Source organism: Streptomyces sp. NPDC101776 (genome assembly GCF_044766845.1).
Taxonomy (GTDB): domain Bacteria; phylum Actinomycetota; class Actinomycetes; order Streptomycetales; family Streptomycetaceae; genus Streptomyces.
In genome coordinates this window covers 202,108-220,904 of record NZ_JBIWMV010000015.1, presented here as the reverse complement: position 1 = coordinate 220,904, position 18,797 = coordinate 202,108, and the positions used below count along the sequence as shown (strand labels likewise).

The following is an 18,797-nucleotide window of genomic DNA, read 5'->3' as shown; positions in this document are numbered from 1 at the left end:
CGGGCCCTACGCTTCCGAAGGCCGATGATCCCCCGCCGCCCCGTCGATCAGCTCCCGCACGATGTCCATGTGCCCCGCGTGCCGAGCCGTCTCCGCGATCAGATGAGCCAGCACCCAGCGCAGTGACACGGAGTGCTTGCGCCACGCCGGGTGGCCGAGCGCGTCCAGCGGCAGCTCCGTGATCACGTGGTCCGCGGCGGTGCGGGCGCGGCCGTAGAAGGCGATGATCTGTTCTGTCGTCTCCTCCGGGCCCGCGGTCATGTCCTCGTCCGTGTAAGGGTCGAACCACAGGGGCTCCACCTCGCGGCCGAAGCTCTGCACGAACCAGCCGTACTCCACCGACGCCAGATGCTTCACCAGGCCGAGCAGACTCGTGCCCGAGGGTGTCATCGGGCGTCTGGCCTGCTCCTCGTCCAGTCCCTCCAGTTTCCACCGGACCGCGTCCCGGAGCCGGTTCAGGCTTCTGTGCAGGGTCGCCTTCTCGCTCTCGTGGTACAGCGCGTCCGTGTCTCCGTCGTTGGTCATGCTGGCGAAATTAGCAGCGGCCACCGACATCACCCTGCGACCATCGCCCCATGGACAACAGCGGGAGCGGCACGGGCGGTACGGGCGGCACGGGCGGCTTCGACGACCTCGTCGCGGAGGGCGTGGCCGTCCCCACCGAGGGCTGGGACTTCTCCTGGTTCGAGGGCCGGGCCACTGAGGCGCGCCCCTCGTGGGGGTACGCGCGTTCCGCCGGTGACCGGCTGTGCCGGGCGACCACGGCGCTGGACGTCCAAACCGGGGGAGGGGAGGTCTTCGACTTCGCCCTGAGCCGGGCCGCCGCGCAGCCCCCGATGCTCGTCGCCGCCACCGAGGGCTGGCCGCCGAACGTCGCCAGGGCCACCGAACTGCTCCGCTCCCGCGGCGTCGTCGTGGTCGCCGCGCCCGAGGACGCCCCGCTGCCCTTCGCCGACGCCGCGTTCGACCTGGTCCTCAGCCGCCACCCGGTCCGCGCCCACTGGCCGGAGATCGCCCGTGTCCTGCGCCCCGGCGGCACGTACTTCGCCCAGCACGTCGGCCCCCGCAGCGCCTTCGAACTCGTCGAGTACTTCCTGGGGACGCAGCCGGAGAGCGTGAGCGGCGCCCGTGACCCCGAAGCCGAGCGGGCCGGCGCCGAGGCCGCGGGCCTGGAGATCATCGGCCTGCGCGCCGAGCGGCTGCGCATGGAGTTCCACGACATCGCGGCCGTCGTCCACTTCCTCCGCAAGGTGATCTGGATGGTCCCCGACTTCACGGTCGAGGCCTACGAGCCCCAACTCCGCGCCCTGCACGAGCAGATCGAGACCACGGGCCCGTTCGTGACCTACAGCACCCGCCACCTCTTCGACGTCCGCAAACCCACCGCGTGAGCTCCGCCGTGAGCCGCACCGGGGGACGTCACCTCACGTCCCCCATATGTGCACGGATTTTCCACATCGTTATCGAGATCGACTCGCATCCCGCCCATGACCTCACGTAAGTTCGGGCCAAGGTAATTCGCGTGAGCAAAGCCGCGCGGTCGGTACCGTGCGGTGGAGGGGGCCGCGCGGTGCCCTGCCCCGTCAAGCGGACGTTCACTGACGGCGTCACCCCTGCGAGCGACACGCCGCGGGTCGGCGGAAAACCTCCACGTTCTCCTCGGAATCCGCTGTGAACCGGCCATGATCAGGGCCGGAATCAGGGCTTCCGGACCCCCTGACGCGTCGTCGGACGGTTTCGGAGAGTAGTTGTGGAGCGCCGATGCACGCAGCATCACTTACGAAGGGTTATGGTGGAAACCCCCCCTCGGGCCGGTCCGTATCCCCCCCACGGACCGGCCCGATTTTTTGTGCCCGTTTTCGTGCCCGCTGCTCCGCGCTCCCTCGTCCGCCCGCTCTTCCGCGCGCGGAAGACATCACGGGACCCGGTTCCGACCTTCGTGCCGAACCGGGATGAGCCCAGACACCCCTTGGGGAATCGGGGTCACAGCGGGGGTAGGCTTCGCAGCCGGGGACGCCATCCACGGAGGGGCTGACAACACGTGAACGTGCGCGACACCCTGCGCCGCCTGCTGGTCAGGTTCTACGCACGCAGGGTGGGAGGCCATCTCGACCACGCGTCGGTGCCCAAGCACATCGGCGTCATCATGGACGGCAACCGGCGCTGGGCGAAGGCCGCCGGCTCCACCACCGTCCAGGGACACCGGGCCGGCGGCGACAAGATCGAGGAGTTCCTCGGCTGGTGCAGCGAGACGGACGTCGAGGTCGTCACCCTGTGGCTGCTGTCGACGGACAACTTCGACCGCCCCCAGGACGAACTCGGCCCCCTGCTCGGCATCATCGAGAACGTCGTCAGCTCCCTCGCCGCGGACGGCCGCTGGCGCGTGCACCACGTCGGCACCCTCGACCTGCTGCCCTCGGGGATGCAGTCCGCCCTCAAGGAGGCGGAGGAGTCCACCGCGCACATCGACGGGATACTCGTCAACGTCGCCATCGGCTACGGCGGCCGCCAGGAGATCGCCGACGCGGTCCGCTCGATGATCCTGGACGCCGCCGACAAGGGCACCTCCATGGAGGAGCTCGCCGACCACGTGGATGTCGACCTCATCGGCAAGCACCTCTACACGGGCGCACAGCCCGACCCCGATCTGGTGATCCGCACCAGCGGCGAGCAGCGGCTGTCCGGATTCATGCTGTGGCAGACGGCCCACGCGGAGTACTACTTCTGCGAGGTCTTCTGGCCGGCCTTCCGCAAGGTCGACTTCCTGCGCGCGATGCGTGACTACGCCGCGCGACACCGGCGTTACGGCGGATGACGGCGGAAGAGCGGGCACGTCGCCGCGTCTACCCCCCTCTGGTACGGAAGTAACAAGGAGTTCACCGGCGCGCCGTCATATGCCGTGGCATGGCGGCGCATGTTCGAGGGCATAAGCCAAGCAGGTCGACGCCCGAACCACGGGTGTCGGATCTCAGCGGACGGCACGGGGCCGTCCGCCCGGGAGGCCCTTTGCACCAGTTCGACCGTGCGGTCAGTACGGGCGAGACGGAGGGCCGGTCTCCGGCCCGCGCATCGCGGCCTGGACCGGTCCAGCTCCTCTCCGTCGCTCCCCGACCTCTTCCGAGGGGGTACGTCCTTCCGTGGTGACCAGCACAAAGCGCCGTCTGCCTGACCGGCGCACTTATGTCATCGACACCAGCGTTCTGCTGGCCGACCCGAACGCGCTGAACCGCTTCGAGGAGCACGAAGTCGTGCTGCCGATCGTCGTGGTCACAGAGCTGGAGGCCAAGCGGCACCATCCCGAACTCGGCTACTTCGCCCGACAGGCCCTGCGCCTGCTGGACGAGTTCCGCGTCCGGCACGGTCGCCTCGACGCCCCCATCCCCATCGGGGAACTCGGCGGAACAGTCCGGGTCGAGCTCAACCACTCGGACCCCAGCGTGCTGCCCAGTGGCTATCGCCTGGGGGACAACGACTCCCGCATCCTCGCGGTCGCCCGCAACCTGCAGGCCGAGGGGTACGACGTCACCGTCGTGTCGAAGGACCTTCCGCTCAGGATCAAGGCGTCGTCCGTCGGACTCCTCGCCGAGGAGTACCGCGCGGAACTCGCCATCACGGGCTCCTCCGGCTGGACCGGAATGTCCGAACTGACCCTGCCCGGCGAACAGGTGGACATCCTCTTCGAGGAAGGCCGCGTCTTCGTCCCGGAAGCCTCCGACCTTCCCGTCCACACCGGACTGATGATCCAGTCCGAGCGCGGCAACGCGCTGGGGCGGGTCACGGCCGACGGCAACGTCCGCCTCGTACGCGGCGACCGGGAGGCGTTCGGCATCAAGGGCCGCAGCGCGGAGCAGCGCATCGCGCTGGATCTGCTGCTCGACCCGGACATCGGGATCCTGTCGATGGGAGGCCGGGCCGGCACCGGCAAGTCCGCGCTCGCGCTCTGCGCGGGTCTGGAGGCGGTCCTGGAGCGCGGCCAGCACAAGAAGGTGATGGTCTTCCGGCCGCTGTACGCGGTGGGCGGACAGGAGCTGGGCTATCTGCCCGGCTCCGAGGCCGACAAGATGGGCCCCTGGGCCCAGGCGGTCTTCGACACGCTGTCCGCGGTCACCAGCCGCGAGGTCATCGAGGAGGTCACCGCCCGCGGGATGCTGGAGGTCCTGCCGCTCACCCACATCCGCGGCCGCTCGCTGCACGACGCGTTCGTGATCGTGGACGAGGCGCAGTCCCTGGAGCGGAACGTCCTGCTGACCGTCCTGTCCCGGATCGGGGCCAACTCACGGGTGGTCCTCACCCATGACGTGGCCCAGCGGGACAACCTGAGGGTCGGCCGCTACGACGGTGTCGTCGCCGTGGTGGAGAAGCTGAAGGGTCATCCGCTCTTCGCGCATGTGACCCTCACGAGGTCCGAGAGGTCCCAGATCGCGGCGCTTGTGACCGAAATGCTGGAGGACGGCCAAATCTGAGGCGGTAACCGCCAGTTGGCGCCGTCCCGCGAAGCCAAGAAGCTTAGCGGGGCGGCGCTTCGGCGTCTCACTGTTTCTCCAAATCCCTTGGGGCAAACGGGATGTGAGCTTTCACACGCAACTCAGAATTGCCACCCGGCGTCCGGTTACGGCAGAGTCTCGTTTCTGTCAGGCCCCGCATACGACACACGTGTACCCCTGGGGGTACCCCCGCACTTTAGGTAGTGGGGGAGGTACGCACCCTTGAGCATCACCGCCAACTCCACAGCGAAGTCGTATGCCGCCCGCTCTTCACGCGGCGCTCCCCGAGCGGGAGTCGCCCACCGGGCCCGTGCCTCCCGTGACCCCGCAGTTGGGAGGCCAGCGTTCAGGGGCACGATTGCGTCCGCCAGGGTCACCGAAGCGGGCGATGCTGGAAGGAAACCGTGTGAGCCGGATTTCGGTCCGGGGATTCGCAGTGGCTTCGGCCACCGCGGTCACCGCCGTCGGAAGCGTCGTAGGCGTTGCCTCGGGCAGCGTCGCACAGGCGCAGAACAATGACGCCGAGACGACGGCAGCCGACACCACGCTCCTGGCGGACATCCCCACCGGTCAGCAGGCCCAGGTGCAGACCGCCTCCTTGACGCAGCAGGCCGACGCCCAGGCGATCCAGGCCGACGCGAGCGCCAAGAAGGACGCGGAGGAGTCGGCCCGCCTGGCCGCCGCCAAGACCGCGGTCGCCAAGAAGGCGGCTGCCGAGAAGGCGGAGAAGGCTGCCAAGGAGAAGGCCGAGGCCAAGGCCGCGGCTGCCAAGGCAGGCTCGTCCTCGTCGAGCTTCCCCGTGCAGAGCTCCTACACGGTCGCGCAGATCCAGTCGATGGCCGCCTCGATGGTGCCCAGCGGTCAGTACCAGTGCTTCAGCAACATCGTGGACCACGAGTCCAGCTGGAACTACCGCGCGGTCAACGCCTCTTCCGGTGCCTACGGTCTCTTCCAGGCCCTGCCCGGTTCCAAGATGTCGTCCGTCGGTTCCGACTGGCAGACGAACCCGGCCACCCAGATCAAGTGGGGCCTCAACTACATGGACAGCCGCTACGGCAGCCCGTGCGAGGCCTGGTCGTTCTGGCAGGCGAACAGCTGGTACTAGGTCGGACGCCCGTTCCGGGCCGCTCAACCTCAGAAGGCCCCTCCCCGTCATAGGGGGAGGGGCCTTCGACCTGTACGGTCGGACACGCAGCGACTCCTGGGGGGAGTAGTGGGGCAAGACGGGGGAAGAGGACGAATCATGTCGCGAGTACCAGGATGGCTCGGCAAGGTCGGCGCCGGACTGAGCGAGATGGGGGAGCGGTTGGACGAGCGCCGTACGGAGATGGCGAAGGAACACACCGAGGCGGCGCCCGAACCGGCCGTCGACGACCCCCAACCCCCGCAGCCCGTACCGGTCGTCGTCGTCGCCCGTGACCGCCCCGAGCCGGCGCTCGCCGTGCCCTGGGGCGTACGGGTCGCCGCCGAGGCCGGCTGGCGGCTGCTGATCCTGGCCGGCACGGTCTGGGTGCTGATGCGCGTCATCAGCGCCGTCCAACTGGTCGTCCTGGCCTTCGTCGCCGCCCTCCTGATCACGGCACTGCTCCAGCCGACGGTGACCCGCCTCATCCGCTACGGCTTCCCGCGCGGGGTGGCCACGGCGCTCACCGCGATCCTCGGTTTCGTCGTGATGGGGCTGATCGGCTGGTTCGTGACCTGGCAGGTCATGGCGAACATCGACAACCTCTCCGACCAGGTCCAGAACGGCGTCGACGATCTGCGCAACTGGCTGCTCAAGGGCCCCTTCCACGTCACCGAGAAGCAGATCAACCAGATCGCCAAGAACCTCCGCGAGGCCATCGGAGCCAACACCGACCAGATCACCTCGGCCGGCCTGGAAGGCGTCCAGGTCATCGTCGAGGCCCTGACCGGCATCCTCCTGACGGTCTTCTCGACCCTCTTCCTCCTCTACGACGGCCCGCGCATCTGGCAGTGGTCGCTGAAGCTGGTGCCCGCCGCGGCCCGGCCGGCGATGGCGGGCGCGGGCCCGCGCGCCTGGCGCACGCTGACGGCCTACGTCCGCGGCACGGTGATAGTGGCGTTCATCGACGCCGTCTGCATCGGCATCGGCATCTACTTCCTCGGCGTACCGATGGCCGTGCCGCTCGCCGTCTTCATCTTCCTGTTCTCGTTCATCCCCCTGGTCGGCGCGGTGGCCTCCGGCGCGCTGGCGGTGGTCGTCGCGCTGGTCACCCAGGGCGTGTTCACGGCCCTGATGACCCTGGCGGTGGTCCTGGCCGTGCAGCAGATCGAGGGCCACATCCTCCAGCCCTTCATCCTGGGCCGCGCGGTCCGGGTGCACCCCCTCGCGGTGGTCCTCTCGGTCGCCGCGGGTGGGATGGTCGCGGGGATCGGCGGGGCGGTGGTGGCAGTGCCGTTGGTCGCGGTGCTCAACACGGTGGTGGGCTACCTGAAGTCGTACTCCCAGGACCCGGTGTCTCCGCAATCCCCGAAGCCGCGGGGCGCGACAGCGATCGAACCGTCGGACCCGACGCCGTAGACCCGCTGGGGGCCGGAGCCCCCGGCGAGCCGACCCGCGGCCGAGCTCACACAGCCGCCAGCACCGCCTCCCCCTCCAGCGTGACCCCCACCGCCTCCACCACCGCCGCGATCTTGAACGCCTCCTGGATCACGTCCCGTTCGACCCCCGCCTTGCGCAGCACCTGCTCGTGCGAGTCGAGACACATCCCGCACCCGTTGATCGCGGACACGGCGAACGACCACAACTCGAAGTCGACCTTGTCGACCCCGGGGTTGCCGATGACGTTCATCCGCAGCCCCGCCCGCAGGCTGCCGTACTCGTGGTCGGACAGCAGATGCCGCGTCCGGTAGAAGACGTTGTTCATGGCCATGATCGCGGCGGCGGACTTGGCCGCGGTGTACGCCTCCGGCGACAGCTGTGCCTTCGCCTCGGGCGCCAACTCCCGCAGCACGAGCGGCGATCGGCACGCGATCGCCGTGGCGAGCACCGTGCCCCACAACTGCTGCGCCGGCAGCTCGGAGTTGCCGATGACCGAACCGAGGTTGAGCCTCAGGTCCTTGGCGTAGTCCGGTATGGCGGACTTCAGGGCGTCCAGTGACATCTCAGGTCACTTCCCGGCCAGCAGCGCGCCCGCGTCCAGCGTGGCCTCGCCCTTGGTCCAGTTGCACGGGCAGAGCTCGTCCGTCTGGAGCGCGTCGAGGACCCGCAGGACCTCCTTGGGGTTACGGCCGACCGAGCCCGCGGTCACCATGGAGAACTGGATCTCGTTGTTCTGGTCCACGATGAACACCGCGCGCTTGGCGAAGCCGTCCTCGCCCTCGATGCCGAGGTCCCGCATCAGCTCGTGCCGGGAGTCGGCCAGCATCGGGAACGGCAGGTCGCGCAGATCGGCGTGGTCCTTGCGCCAGGCGTGGTGGACGAACTCGGAGTCGCCGGAGAAGCCGAGCACCTGGGCGTCACGGTCGGCGAACTCGGCGTTCAGCCTGCCGAAGGCGGCGATCTCGGTGGGGCACACGAAGGTGAAGTCCTTGGGCCACGCGAAGACCACTTTCCAACCGTCGTAGGTCTTGTGAGTGATTCGCTCGAACTCCTCGCCCTTCTCCAGCGAGACGCAGGCGGTCAGATCGAACGACGGGAACTTGTCACCGACAGTGAGCACAGGCTCTCCTTGTAGCGGAGAAGCACCCCGGAAGAAGGGGCGCTTCTCGTGGGTTGGACGGCCCTGATCCTGGCACAACGTGCATTGATTGTGGAAATAGCTACACTGGGTCATGTTGATCGGAGGCGGTTATCAGTGACCGTTAGTAATACGAGTAAGAGGCGCCAGCCCAGCCTGGCCCAGTTGCGCGCCTTCTCCGCGGTCGCCGAGCATCTGCACTTCCGGGACGCTGCCGCCGCGATCGGCATGAGCCAGCCCGCCCTGTCCGGAGCCGTCGCTGCGCTGGAGGACACCCTCGGTGTCACTCTCCTGGAGCGCACCACCCGCAAGGTGCTCCTCTCGCCCGCCGGCGAGCGGCTCGCCGTACGGGCGAAGGCGGTGCTGGAGGAGGTCGTGGCGCTGCTGGCGGAGGCGGAGGCCGTGCGGGCCCCGTTCACCGGGGCGCTGCGGCTCGGGGTCATCCCCACCGTCGCGCCGTATCTGCTGCCGACCGTGCTGCGGCTGGTGCACGACCGGTATCCGGACCTCGACCTCCAGGTGCACGAGGAGCAGACCGCGAACCTGCTCGACGGGCTGACCACCGGACGGCTCGACCTGCTGCTGCTCGCCGTGCCGCTCGGTGTGCCCGGAGTGGTCGAACTCCCGCTGTTCGACGAGGACTTCGTCCTCGTCACGCCTCTTGGCCATCCTCTCGGTGGCCGCAGCGGCATCCCGCGCGAGGCACTGCGCGAGCTGAACCTGCTGCTCCTGGACGAGGGGCACTGTCTGCGCGACCAGGCCCTCGACATCTGCCGCGAGGCGGGACGGGCGGACGCCCCCGTCACCACGACCGCGGCCGGGCTCTCCACACTGGTGCAGCTCGTCGCCGGCGGGCTCGGGGTCACCCTCCTGCCGCGCACCGCCGTACGCGTCGAGACGACCCGCAACGACCTGCTTCTCACCGGCTACTTCGCCGAGCCCGCCCCGACCCGCCGGATCGCCCTCGCGATGCGCACCGGCGCGGCTCGCCGCGCCGAGTACCAGGAGCTCGCCGCCGCCCTCCGTGAGGCCCTGCGACCGCTGCCGGTACGGGTGTTGGGGACCGGCAACTGACCGGCCGGACCGGCGGCTGACCCGCTCCCGTTCGGTCAAATGAGCGTCGGACAAAGGAAATCGAACGGCGGGAATTCTCAACTTCCGTCACCCGCAGGCAGGTAGGAAGAACCCCGCCGGAATATGCGCCCGGACTGATAAACCTTCACCCCTCAGCGCTACACGGCAGGTGCGTGTACGAAAAGCCTAGGGGAGTGATGTCGGGCATTCGGGATTCCCTCGGCCGGGCCGGTCACGACCTGCTCGCGCGCTCTCTCGCGGCCTGCGGGCGCGAGGAGTTCACCGGGGGACTGCGGGTGTCCGGCAGCCCCGGCGGCACCTTCCATCTGCGCGGCGGACTCGTCGTCGCCGTGGAGAGTCCGGGCGCTCCCGGCCCGGAGGCGCTGCTGCTGCGCTCCGGCCGGATCGGCGGTGAGCAATGGGCCGATCTGGTACGGGAGTCGGGCGGCACGCGCTGGCCGCTGGACGGGCTGATCGCCCACGGGTACGCGGGCGCCGCCCAGTTGCGGATCGTGTGTGTGCTGGCCCTGCACGACGCGGCCTTCGCGGTCGTCGCCGGAGATGTCGACGACTGCGAACTCGCCCCGGACGAGCGGCCGTTCGCCCCCGTCACACTCGGCGAGCCCTCGGTCCGGCTGCTCCAGGACGCGGCCCGGAAACTCGTCGCGATCACCTCGCTGCCGTACCCCGTACGCCCCGACCGGGAGCGCCCGCGGCCCCCGGCGTACGCCCTCGACGAGGCCGGACTCGGGCTGCTGCAACGGGAGTTGCTGGCCCATGCCGACGGCCGCCGTACCGCCCGCGATCTCGCGTTCCGTACCGGGCGCGCGGTCTACACGGTCACCGCCGAGGTCGCGCGAATGCTCGCCGAGGGACTGCTGGAGTGCGCGGACACACCCGTGCCGATCCCGGTGCGGGTGCCGCCCGGCGGGCTCGCCGTAGCGCGTCGTGAACCGGCGCCCGCGCCGGCGCAGTTCACCGAACCGACCGCCCTGCCGCGCCGGAATCCGGGCGCCAGCGGCATCACCGAGACTCTCGTCCCCGAAAAGAGCGGGGCGGGTTGGAAAGGGTTCTTCCGCATGCGGAACGGAACCTCGAAATGACCCTCATGAACAAATGCGATCAGTTTTAGGGGAGTTGAGTAAGTGGATCACAAAGCCCTGGCACTGGAAATGCGCGAACTGCGGGAAAAGGTGAGCGGTGTCACCGACACCGCGCTCACGGCCGCCGACGGACTGCTCATCGCGGCCGACACCGCCGACACGATCGACCCGGAAGCCCTCGCCGCGCTGGCCGCGGCCGGCCTGGGCCTGGCCCGGCGCACCGCCGAGGCCACCGATCGCGGCACGCTGCGCCAGACGGTGACGTACGGCAGTCACGGCTGTGCCGCGACCTACGCCGTGGGCGACACCGCGCTGATGGTGGTGCTCGGCGACGAGGGGATGGACGTCGACCGGCTGCACCTCGCGGCCCGGCCGACGCTCGACCGCATCGAGTCGATCCTCACTGAGAAGGCATCAGAAGGAGTGTGAAGGGATGGCGACGAAACGTATGACCCCAGGATTCTCCGACCAGGTGATGGGCCTGGTCAAAACCCTCCGCACCGATGCCCCCGACTGTGTGGCCTCGGGTGTGGTCGACATGTCCACCGGCATGCTGCTGTCGTACGAGACCATCGACAACCACCCGCCAGAGGTCCTCGACCTGCTGGCGGGTGCGACCCTCGACCTGTTCCAGGGCCGGACGGTCGCGATGATCGAGGACGTCTTCAAGGAACGTCGCGGGATCACCAGCGACCACCACTACTTCCAGGAGATCCTCGTCAACAGCGAGAACCTCACCCATCTGTTCGTGCGGATGACCGAGCAACAGGACGTCGTCGCCGTGGTCGTCTGCCGCAAGTCGGTGAACGTGGGCATGCTGTTCGCCCAAGTCCGGCGCGTGGTGCGGGAGTACGGCCTCTGACCTGCCGGTGAGCGGACGGCTGCGGGCGGACTACTCCGTGCGCAGCCCGTCCGGCCGCATCATCCGCAGCAGCGGCGGCAGGCTCAGCAGGGTCACCCCGAGGACGACCCCCGCGCCGATGCCGGACATCGCCAGCACGCTCGACCAGTCGATGCGCACCGAGGTGTCGGTCATCTTCAGCAGCACCGCGCCCAGGGTCATCCCCACCGCCGTGGCCAGCACCAGGCCGAGGCCGATCGGGATCGCCGTCTGCCACAGCACCGACAGGCTCAGCGTGCGCCGCCGGGTGCCGAAGGCGACCAGCGCCGACAGCAGCTTCTTGCGCTCCCGCAACTGCTCCAGCTGCGACACCAGCAGACTCGCCCCGATGAGGAGCAGCACACAGCCGGCGCCGACGAACAGCCCGGTGCGGATCGACTTGAACTGCAGCGACTGCCGGGTGGACGTCAGCATGAACACGTCCGCCAGCGGGTTCATCCGCGCGGCGGTGTTGCGCACCTGGTCGCTCGCGTCCGCCACCGACGGGTCAAGCGAGACGAACACGTGCTGGTCCAGGACGTGCGCCGCGTTCGCGGGCAGCGCGCCCGACGTGATCAACAGACCGCCGCGGGCATAACCGGTCGGGTCCTCGCGCGGCTGTGCCGTCTTCAGACCCGCGGGCACCTTCCACGGCGTCGGCGTCGAGGTGCTCGACGACCCGTCCCACGCCGGGTCGAAGTACACCGTGTTGCCGGCCGTGGCCAGCTTCTTCGTCTCGGCGTCGTAGCTGCCGCGGACGATCCGGAAGATGTCACCGTCCCGGCAGGACGGCAGACTCCCCACCTCGCGCAGTTCGGCGCAGCTGCCGACGGAGACCTCCAGCTCGTTGTTCGGGTTCTTCGCCCGCTCGCCGACCGAGGCCTGCGAGATGGCCGACGTACGGCGCACGCCCTCGGTCCGCGCCAGCCGCCGCCCGACCTCGGTGAGAGGAACGCCGCTGCCCACGGAGACCTCCATCTGGGCCCGGTTCACGTCGTTGCCGGTCTCCTTGGTGTAGTCGCCCTCGACCCCGGCGAACAGCATCTGCAGCGCGATCGCCCCGGCCACCGCCACCGCGATGCCGTTGACCATGCGGGCCGCCGTACCACTGCTCAACTGGAGCCTGCGGACGGCGAGTTGCCAGGACACCGAGCCGGAGTTCAGCCGGGCCACGGTGGCCTCGACGACCCAGGGCAGCAGGGCGGTGATGCCGACGAGCAGCAGGACCGTGCCGCCGGTCACCAGGTACTGGTTGAAGTTCCCGTTGGTGTTGCCCTGCCCGATCATCGGGTAGAGCATCGCGAGGCCGGCCAGCGGCATCAGCAGCCGCCACCACAGCCGGCGCCGCGGCGGCTTCGCCTTGCGGACCACGCCGAGCGGCTCGATGACGACCCCGCGCAGCGCGAGCAGCGTCACCAGCACGGCCGCGGCCGGTACGGCGACGGCGACCAGCAGCGCGAGCGCGGGCGACGGGTTGAGGTCGCTGGGGTACAGGCTGATGTCCCGCACCTCCAGCAGGGACGCCAACTGCCGCCCGACCAGGAAGAACCCGGTGCCGAAGACGAGCCCGAGGAGCGCCCCCGCGAGCGCCTCGCCGCCCGCGATCCGGCGCGCCATCCGCCCGTCCGCCCCGACCAGCCGCAGTGCCGCCAGCCGGCGGTCCCGGCGTTCGCCGCCGAAGCGCACGGCCGCGGCGATGAACACGGCGACCGGCAGCAGCAGTACGACGAACACGATCAGGATCAGCAGCAGCAGGATCGGGTCGAGCTCGTCCGGCTGGGTGTTGGGCGAGGGCCCGAAGTAGTTGATGCGTTCGATATTGCTGCCGGACTGGAGCTGCTTGAGATCCTTTCCGCCCGCGTAGTAGGCGAGTTCGGCGGGCCCGATGAGCCCGGCCTGCGCGATGGTGCCGGTGACCCGGTAGGGCAGGCGCTCGCGCAGCAGCTTCCCGGAGTCGGACTTCAGGAGCTTCTTCAGCGCGGGGGAGACGACCATCTCGCCCGGCGCGGGGAACTTCGCGACCCCCGGCGGCAGCGGCGCCTTGGTGCCCTCGGGCTCCACCATCCGGCCGCGCACGTCCTTGTCGCGGAACGTGGTGTCCGAGTCGGCGATGACGAGGGTGTTGTCCGCCTTCGCCAACTGCTTCCCGCTGTAGGTGAAGTCCTGCCGGGCGTTGCCGCGGTCGCTGCGCTGCGACAGCGCGTTCGGCAGTGCCGTGGTGAGCAGCAGCAGCGCCACCCCGAGCCCGACACCGACGGCCGTCAGCCCGGCCCGCACCCAGCCCTCACGCCCGCCGCCGAAGGCGAACCGCATCCCCATGGCCAGGTCTCTGGCCCACTGACGCACGTTCATACGATCCGCTCCATGTCCCGGGACTTCCCGTCCCGTACGACGATCTCGCGGTCCGAGTAGGCGGCCACCCGTGCCTCGTGCGTGACCAGCACGACGGCCGCGTTCGTGGACCGGGCCGCCTCGGTCAGCAGCTCCATGACCCGCTCGCCGTTGAGCGAGTCGAGCGCGCCGGTCGGCTCGTCGGCGAACAGCACCCGCGGGCTGGTGACCAGCGAGCGGGCCACGGCGACGCGCTGCCCCTGACCGCCGGAGACCTCACCGGGCCGCTTCTTGGCGAGGTCGTCGACCTCCAGCCGCTCCATCCACAGGAGCGAGGCCCGCTCGGCCTCCTTGCGGGAGGTGCCGTTCAGCCGCAGCGGCAGCGCGACGTTCTCGACGCAGGTCAGCTCGGGCACCAACTGGCCGAACTGGAACACGAACCCGAACTCCGAGCGGCGCAGCGCACTGCGCTGGGCGTCGGTCATGGTCGCCATCTCCTGCCCGTTGTACGTGATCGAGCCCGAGTCGGGCGGCACGATCCCGGCGAGACAGTGCAGCAGCGTCGACTTCCCGGACCCGGAGGGCCCCATCACGGCGACGACCTCACCGGGATGGATGGAGAATTCCGCGCCGTCGAGCGCGGTCGTCGGACCGTAGGCCTTGCGCAGCTCGTGGGCCGCGAGCAGGGAACCGGCGGGATGTGTCGTCACTTGGCCACCACCTCGGCGAGTTTGTCGAGGCGCGCGGCGGTGAGCTCCAGCCACCGCAGGTCGGCCTCCAGATGGAAGAGGGCGTGGTCGCAGATCAACTGGTCCGCGAGATCGCCCTTGCGCTTGCGGTCGGTCAGGATGCGCATGCTGCGCAGATGCTCGGAGCGCTGCACATCGAGGATCTCGGCCGCGTCGCGATGGGTGAGCAGCGCGAGGACGACCTTGGTGTAGAGGGCCGACTGCAGATACGGCTCGGGCTTCTCCGGCGTCGCGAGCCACTGCTGTACGTCGGTGATCCCGGCGTCGGTGATCGCGTACCGCTTGCGCTCGGGACCGCCGCCGGCCTCGATGCCGTCGACCTCGACGAGACCGTTCTTCAGCAGGCGGGACATCGTCGAGTAGACCTGGCCGTAGTGCAGCGGCCGGTCGTGACCGAACTTCTCGTCGAAGGCGCGCTTCAGGTCGTAACCATGACGCGGGCCGGACTCCAGGAGCCCCAGGAGGGTGTGACCGATGGACATGCGGAGCACTCTACACACGGGGTATACCCGGGGTGTATACGCACGGTGTGTAGATCATGGCCGGGGGTGTGGGTGCGCAGGTGGGAGCCGATTGTCACGGTTCTGTCATTGAGGTGGCGCGGGAGGCCGGCCACGACGCGGCAGTGGTCCCGCCTCGCCGGGAAGCCGCCCCGCCTCCGCCAACGCCCTGCGCAACAGAAACTCGATCTGCGCATTGGCGGACCGCAGGTCGTCCCCGGCCCACCGTGCGATCGCCTCGTACACGGACGGGTCCAGCCGCAGCAGCACCTGCTTGCGCTGCTGCGGCCGGGGCTGGGGGGCCGGACCCCCGGAGGGAACCGTCACTGGTACAGCGTCCCCGTGTTCAGCACGGGCTGCGGCGCCCGGTCCCCGCAGAGCACCACCAGCAGGTTGGACACCATCGCCGCCTTCCGTTCGTTGTCCAGCTCCACGATGTCCTGTTCGGTGATCCGGGCCAGCGCCGCCTCGACCATCCCGACCGCTCCGTCGACGATCTGCCGCCGGGCCGCGACGACCGCACCGGCCTGCTGCCGCTGGAGCATCGCCGAGGCGATCTCCGGCGCGTACGCGAGGTGCGTGAAGCGGGACTCGATGATCTGGACACCGGCCGCCTCGACGCGGGCGCTCAGCTCGACGGCGAGCTTCTCGGTGATCTCCTCGGCGTTCCCGCGCAGCGAGAGCCCGCCCTCGTCGTGGGCGTCGTAGGGATACTCGATGGCGATGTGCCGTACGGCCGTCTCGGTCTGGGTGGCGACGAACTCGGTGTAGTCGTCCACCTCGAAGGTGGCCTGCGCGGTGTCGCGGACCTTCCACACCACGACCGCGGCCAGTTCGATCGGGTTGCCGTAGGCGTCGTTGACCTTGAGGGCCGGGGTCTCGTGATTGCGGACGCGGGTCGAGATCTTCGTGCGCGAGGTGAAGGGGTTCACCCAGCGCAGCCCGTCCTGCCGGATCGTCCCCCGGTACCGCCCGAAGAGCTGCACGACCCGCGCCTCGCCCGGCGCCACGGTGTTCAGCCCGCGCATCGCGATGATCGCGCTGAGGAAGACGAGGATGCCGCCGACGATCAGCGCGGCCTTGCCGCCGGGCGCGTCGACCGCGGTGGCGGCGGCGAGCAGTCCGGCGGAGCCGAACAGCCCCACCAGACCGAGGACGAGCGCGAGTCCGCCGCCGATGCTGGGCGCGGTGAACTCGCGCACGTGCGGGGCGGGCATGTCGGGTACGTCCGCAAGTGGGTCCGTGGTCATGGTGATCCCCCATATCTCTGTTCTAGCAATCTGATATCAGATTACCCCTCCATGGCAACCCTCGACCCCTCTCGTACGTCGGTTCCATAGGGGCGGGTGCTGATTGTCACGTCCGCAATGGCCCGGATCGACAGCCCTTTGTCACAACTCCTGGTGTTAGCTTTCTGAGCTGACTTGACGGGTGAACCTGTGTGACACCAGCGCACAAGAGAGCGAAGCGGAGCGGAACGGACTCATGGGACGAGCGGAAGAGAGACGAGCGCGCCAACGCGGTGGCCACCGCGCGGCGCCCAAGACCCGCCGCTCGTCGGGGGCGGACACCGCGGGCGCCACAGGTGCCACGGGTGCCACGGGTGTCAAGAGCGCCAAGGGTGCCAAGGGTGCCAAGGACGGCAAGAGCTTCATACGCAGGCTCTTCACCTGGAAGAAGATCCTCGGCACGTTCCTGGGTTTCTGTCTCCTCGGCATCGGCGCGTTCATCGTGCTCTACATGATGATCAGCATCCCCGTGGGCAACGCGGAGGCGAAGCTGCAGAGCAACGTCTACAAGTACAGCGACGGCACGGTCCTGACCCGCAAGGGCGACGTGAACCGCGAGAACGTAGATCTCTCGCAGGTCCCCAAGGCCGTCCAGCAGACGTTCGTCGCCGCCGAGAACAAGACCTTCTACGGCGACGCCGGCGTCGACCTCAAGGGCACCGCCCGCGGCCTGCTCAACACGCTGTCCGGCAAGGGCGCGCAGGGCGGTTCGACCATCACCCAGCAGTACGTGAAGAACTACTACCTGACGCAGGACCAGACCGTCACGCGCAAGCTGAAGGAAATGGTCATCTCGCTGAAGCTGGACCGCGAGAAGTCCAAGGACTACATCCTCGCCGGGTACATCAACACCAGTTACTACGGCCGCGGCGCCTACGGCATCCAGGCGGCCGCCCAGGCCTACTACCGTGTCGACGCCAAGGACCTCGACGTCCAGCAGGGCGCCTATCTCGCCGCGCTCCTCCAGGCGCCGAACCAGTACGACTGGGCCATCGCGACCGACACCGGCAGGAAGCTGGTGCAGGCGCGCTGGAACTACGTCCTGGACAACATGGTCGGGCAGGACTGGCTGAGCTCGACCAAGCGCGAGGCCATGAAGTTCCCGGTCCCCGAGGCGCCCAAGGCCGAGGCCGGCATGGCGGGCCAGACCGGCTACATGGTGACCGCCGCCAACGAGGCCCTGGAGAAGCAGCTGATCGACTCCGGGCAGGCCGCCAACACCAAGGATGCCGAGACGCTGGTCAGCGCGGGCGGCTGGACGATCACGCTCAACATCGACAAGAAGAAGCAGGCCCAGCTGGAGAAGTCCGTCAAGTCCCAGCTGACCAGCAAGCTCGACGCCAAGAAGCGCAAGGTCGACGGGAACGTCCAGCCCGGCGCGGTGTCCGTGAACCCCAGCACGGGCGCGATCGTGGCGATGTACGGCGGCGTGGACTATCTGAAGCACTTCACGAACAACGCGACCCGCACCGACTACCAGCCCGCCTCCACGTTCAAGCCGGTGATCCTGGCAGCCGCACTGGCCGACGAGGCCAAGACGCAGTCCGGCAAGACGATCACGACCGACACCCTCTACGACGGCACCAGCAAGCGCCCGGTCGTGGGCAGCGACATCGCGTTCGCGCCGGAGAACGAGGACGACGGCAACTACGGCAAGGTCACCGTCCAGACGGCGATGAACAAGTCCATCAACTCGGTCTTCGCACAGCTCGGTGTCGACGTCGGCATGGACAAGGTCATGAAGACCGCGGGCCAGTTGGGCATGGACACCGGCGACCTGAAGGCCGTACCGGCGCAGACCCTGGGCACCATGGGCGCGAGCCCGATGGAGATGGCCGGTGTCTACGCCACCTTCGACAACCATGGCAAGAAGGTCACCCCGGCGATCATCAAGTCGGTCGCGCACAACACGCGCACGGTCACCATGCCGAACCCGATCGGCGCCCAGGTCATCCCGCGCGAGGCCGCCGACACGGTGTCCTCGGTGCTGACCGGTGTGGTCAACGACGGTACGGCGAAGGTGTCGGTGGCCGAGAACAGCAAGCGCGACGGGCAGCAGGTCGCGGGCAAGACGGGTACGTCCGACAACAACAAGTCGGCCTGGTTCACCGGCTACACGCCCGACCTGGTCACGTCGGTGGGCCTGTTCGGCGAGGACGCCAAGACCCACGCCCAGGTCCCGCTGACCGGCGCGACCGGCCTGATCACCACGGGCGGCGGCCGTGTCAACGGTGGTGGCTACCCGGCGCAGATCTGGGCGACGTACATGTTCGGGGTGACCAAGGCGAACACCAAGTTCGACCTGGACACCGACCAGGGCGCGGCGGTCGAGCCGGACTTCACGCCGACGGCGACCCCGACCCAGTCGGCGACGCCGTCCCCGACCCTGACGACCAAGTCGCCGTCGCCGACCCCGACGACGGAGTCACCGACTCCGACCCCGACTCCGACTCCGACCCCGACACCCACCCCGACGCCGACGATCAGTCCGCCGGTGACACCGACCGGCGACGACACGGACAACCCGTTCGACCAGCTCAACCAGTAGCCAGGTCACACGGAGAGAGGGCGCCCGGCGGGTCGCCGGGCGCCCCCGCACGGACCCCAGGGGGGTCCCCCCTACCCCGAGGGGGAGGTGGCCCCGCACCGGGGCCCGCGTGAGCGTTGGGTGGTTTGGCCGTAACCC

18 protein-coding genes are annotated in these 18,797 nt (G+C 69.2%); 10 read left to right on the top strand and 8 right to left on the bottom strand.

Annotation, left to right across the window (positions count from 1 at the left end):
* Positions 1-6: 6 nt before the first annotated feature.
* The gene (locus ACIRRY_RS35985) at positions 7-525 is read right to left on the bottom strand and encodes a DinB family protein (protein WP_403981302.1); all 519 of its coding nucleotides are present in this window, start codon (positions 523-525) and stop codon (positions 7-9) included.
* Between the two features lie 50 nt (positions 526-575).
* Here ACIRRY_RS35985 and ACIRRY_RS35980 point away from each other — a divergent pair, with 50 nt between their 5' ends.
* The 5 genes from ACIRRY_RS35980 to ACIRRY_RS35960 all read left to right on the top strand — a co-directional run bounded on the left by ACIRRY_RS35980 (position 576) and on the right by ACIRRY_RS35960 (position 7,026).
* Complete coding sequence (locus tag ACIRRY_RS35980) at positions 576-1,391, top strand: class I SAM-dependent methyltransferase (protein WP_403981300.1); 816 nt, start codon at positions 576-578, stop codon at positions 1,389-1,391.
* A 650-nt stretch (positions 1,392-2,041) separates the two neighbouring features.
* Complete coding sequence (locus ACIRRY_RS35975; protein WP_403981298.1) at positions 2,042-2,815, top strand: isoprenyl transferase; 774 nt, start codon at positions 2,042-2,044, stop codon at positions 2,813-2,815.
* 322 nt (positions 2,816-3,137) lie between these two features.
* Positions 3,138-4,463, top strand: a complete 1,326-nt coding sequence (locus tag ACIRRY_RS35970) for a PhoH family protein (protein ID WP_403981296.1) — start codon at positions 3,138-3,140, stop codon at positions 4,461-4,463.
* Between the two features lie 409 nt (positions 4,464-4,872).
* Positions 4,873-5,589 (top strand): lytic transglycosylase domain-containing protein, encoded by a 717-nt coding sequence (locus tag ACIRRY_RS35965; RefSeq protein WP_403981293.1) that lies wholly within the window; start codon positions 4,873-4,875, stop codon positions 5,587-5,589.
* 138 nt (positions 5,590-5,727) lie between these two features.
* The gene (locus tag ACIRRY_RS35960) at positions 5,728-7,026 is read left to right on the top strand and encodes an AI-2E family transporter (protein ID WP_403981290.1); all 1,299 of its coding nucleotides are present in this window, start codon (positions 5,728-5,730) and stop codon (positions 7,024-7,026) included.
* Between the two features lie 46 nt (positions 7,027-7,072).
* Here the strand turns inward: ACIRRY_RS35960 and ACIRRY_RS35955 are convergent, their stop codons facing one another.
* Both ACIRRY_RS35955 and ACIRRY_RS35950 read right to left on the bottom strand, forming a co-directional pair.
* On the bottom strand, positions 7,073-7,609 hold the full coding sequence (locus ACIRRY_RS35955; protein ID WP_403981288.1) for an alkyl hydroperoxide reductase: 537 nt from the start codon (positions 7,607-7,609) through the stop codon (positions 7,073-7,075).
* 6 nt (positions 7,610-7,615) lie between these two features.
* Positions 7,616-8,167 carry a peroxiredoxin gene (locus tag ACIRRY_RS35950; protein WP_403981285.1) on the bottom strand — a complete coding sequence of 184 codons (552 nt, stop codon included), beginning with the start codon at positions 8,165-8,167 and terminating at the stop codon, positions 7,616-7,618.
* A gap of 135 nt (positions 8,168-8,302) precedes the next feature.
* Here ACIRRY_RS35950 and ACIRRY_RS35945 point away from each other — a divergent pair, with 135 nt between their 5' ends.
* From ACIRRY_RS35945 to ACIRRY_RS35930, 4 genes are all read left to right on the top strand, one after another.
* Positions 8,303-9,259, top strand: a complete 957-nt coding sequence (locus ACIRRY_RS35945; RefSeq protein WP_403981283.1) for a LysR substrate-binding domain-containing protein — start codon at positions 8,303-8,305, stop codon at positions 9,257-9,259.
* Positions 9,260-9,456: 197 nt separating this feature from the next.
* The gene (locus ACIRRY_RS35940; protein ID WP_403981280.1) at positions 9,457-10,362 is read left to right on the top strand and encodes a MarR family transcriptional regulator; all 906 of its coding nucleotides are present in this window, start codon (positions 9,457-9,459) and stop codon (positions 10,360-10,362) included.
* Between the two features lie 69 nt (positions 10,363-10,431).
* On the top strand, positions 10,432-10,791 hold the full coding sequence (locus ACIRRY_RS35935) for a roadblock/LC7 domain-containing protein (protein WP_403981482.1): 360 nt from the start codon (positions 10,432-10,434) through the stop codon (positions 10,789-10,791).
* A gap of 4 nt (positions 10,792-10,795) precedes the next feature.
* Positions 10,796-11,224: a hypothetical protein gene (locus ACIRRY_RS35930; protein ID WP_026150674.1), complete on the top strand. Its 429-nt coding sequence runs from the start codon at positions 10,796-10,798 to the stop codon at positions 11,222-11,224.
* Between the two features lie 30 nt (positions 11,225-11,254).
* On the opposite strand, the gene ACIRRY_RS35925 is transcribed toward ACIRRY_RS35930, so the two are convergent.
* From ACIRRY_RS35925 to ACIRRY_RS35905, 5 genes are all read right to left on the bottom strand, one after another.
* Positions 11,255-13,594, bottom strand: a complete 2,340-nt coding sequence (locus ACIRRY_RS35925; protein ID WP_403981278.1) for an FtsX-like permease family protein — start codon at positions 13,592-13,594, stop codon at positions 11,255-11,257.
* Entirely contained in the window at positions 13,591-14,283 is a 693-nt protein-coding gene (locus ACIRRY_RS35920) for an ABC transporter ATP-binding protein (protein ID WP_403981275.1), read from the bottom strand. The genes ACIRRY_RS35925 and ACIRRY_RS35920 overlap by 4 nt, the downstream gene beginning before the upstream one ends.
* Complete coding sequence (locus tag ACIRRY_RS35915) at positions 14,280-14,804, bottom strand: PadR family transcriptional regulator (RefSeq protein ID WP_329256594.1); 525 nt, start codon at positions 14,802-14,804, stop codon at positions 14,280-14,282. The genes ACIRRY_RS35920 and ACIRRY_RS35915 overlap by 4 nt, the downstream gene beginning before the upstream one ends.
* A gap of 105 nt (positions 14,805-14,909) precedes the next feature.
* Positions 14,910-15,149: a hypothetical protein gene (locus tag ACIRRY_RS35910; protein ID WP_403981272.1), complete on the bottom strand. Its 240-nt coding sequence runs from the start codon at positions 15,147-15,149 to the stop codon at positions 14,910-14,912.
* Positions 15,146-16,072, bottom strand: a complete 927-nt coding sequence (locus tag ACIRRY_RS35905) for an SPFH domain-containing protein (RefSeq protein WP_403981269.1) — start codon at positions 16,070-16,072, stop codon at positions 15,146-15,148. The genes ACIRRY_RS35910 and ACIRRY_RS35905 overlap by 4 nt, the downstream gene beginning before the upstream one ends.
* 235 nt (positions 16,073-16,307) lie before the next feature.
* Between ACIRRY_RS35905 and ACIRRY_RS35900 the strand changes: the two genes are divergently transcribed.
* Positions 16,308-18,659 (top strand): transglycosylase domain-containing protein, encoded by a 2,352-nt coding sequence (locus tag ACIRRY_RS35900; protein ID WP_403981266.1) that lies wholly within the window; start codon positions 16,308-16,310, stop codon positions 18,657-18,659.
* The last annotated feature ends 138 nt before the right edge of the window (positions 18,660-18,797 follow it).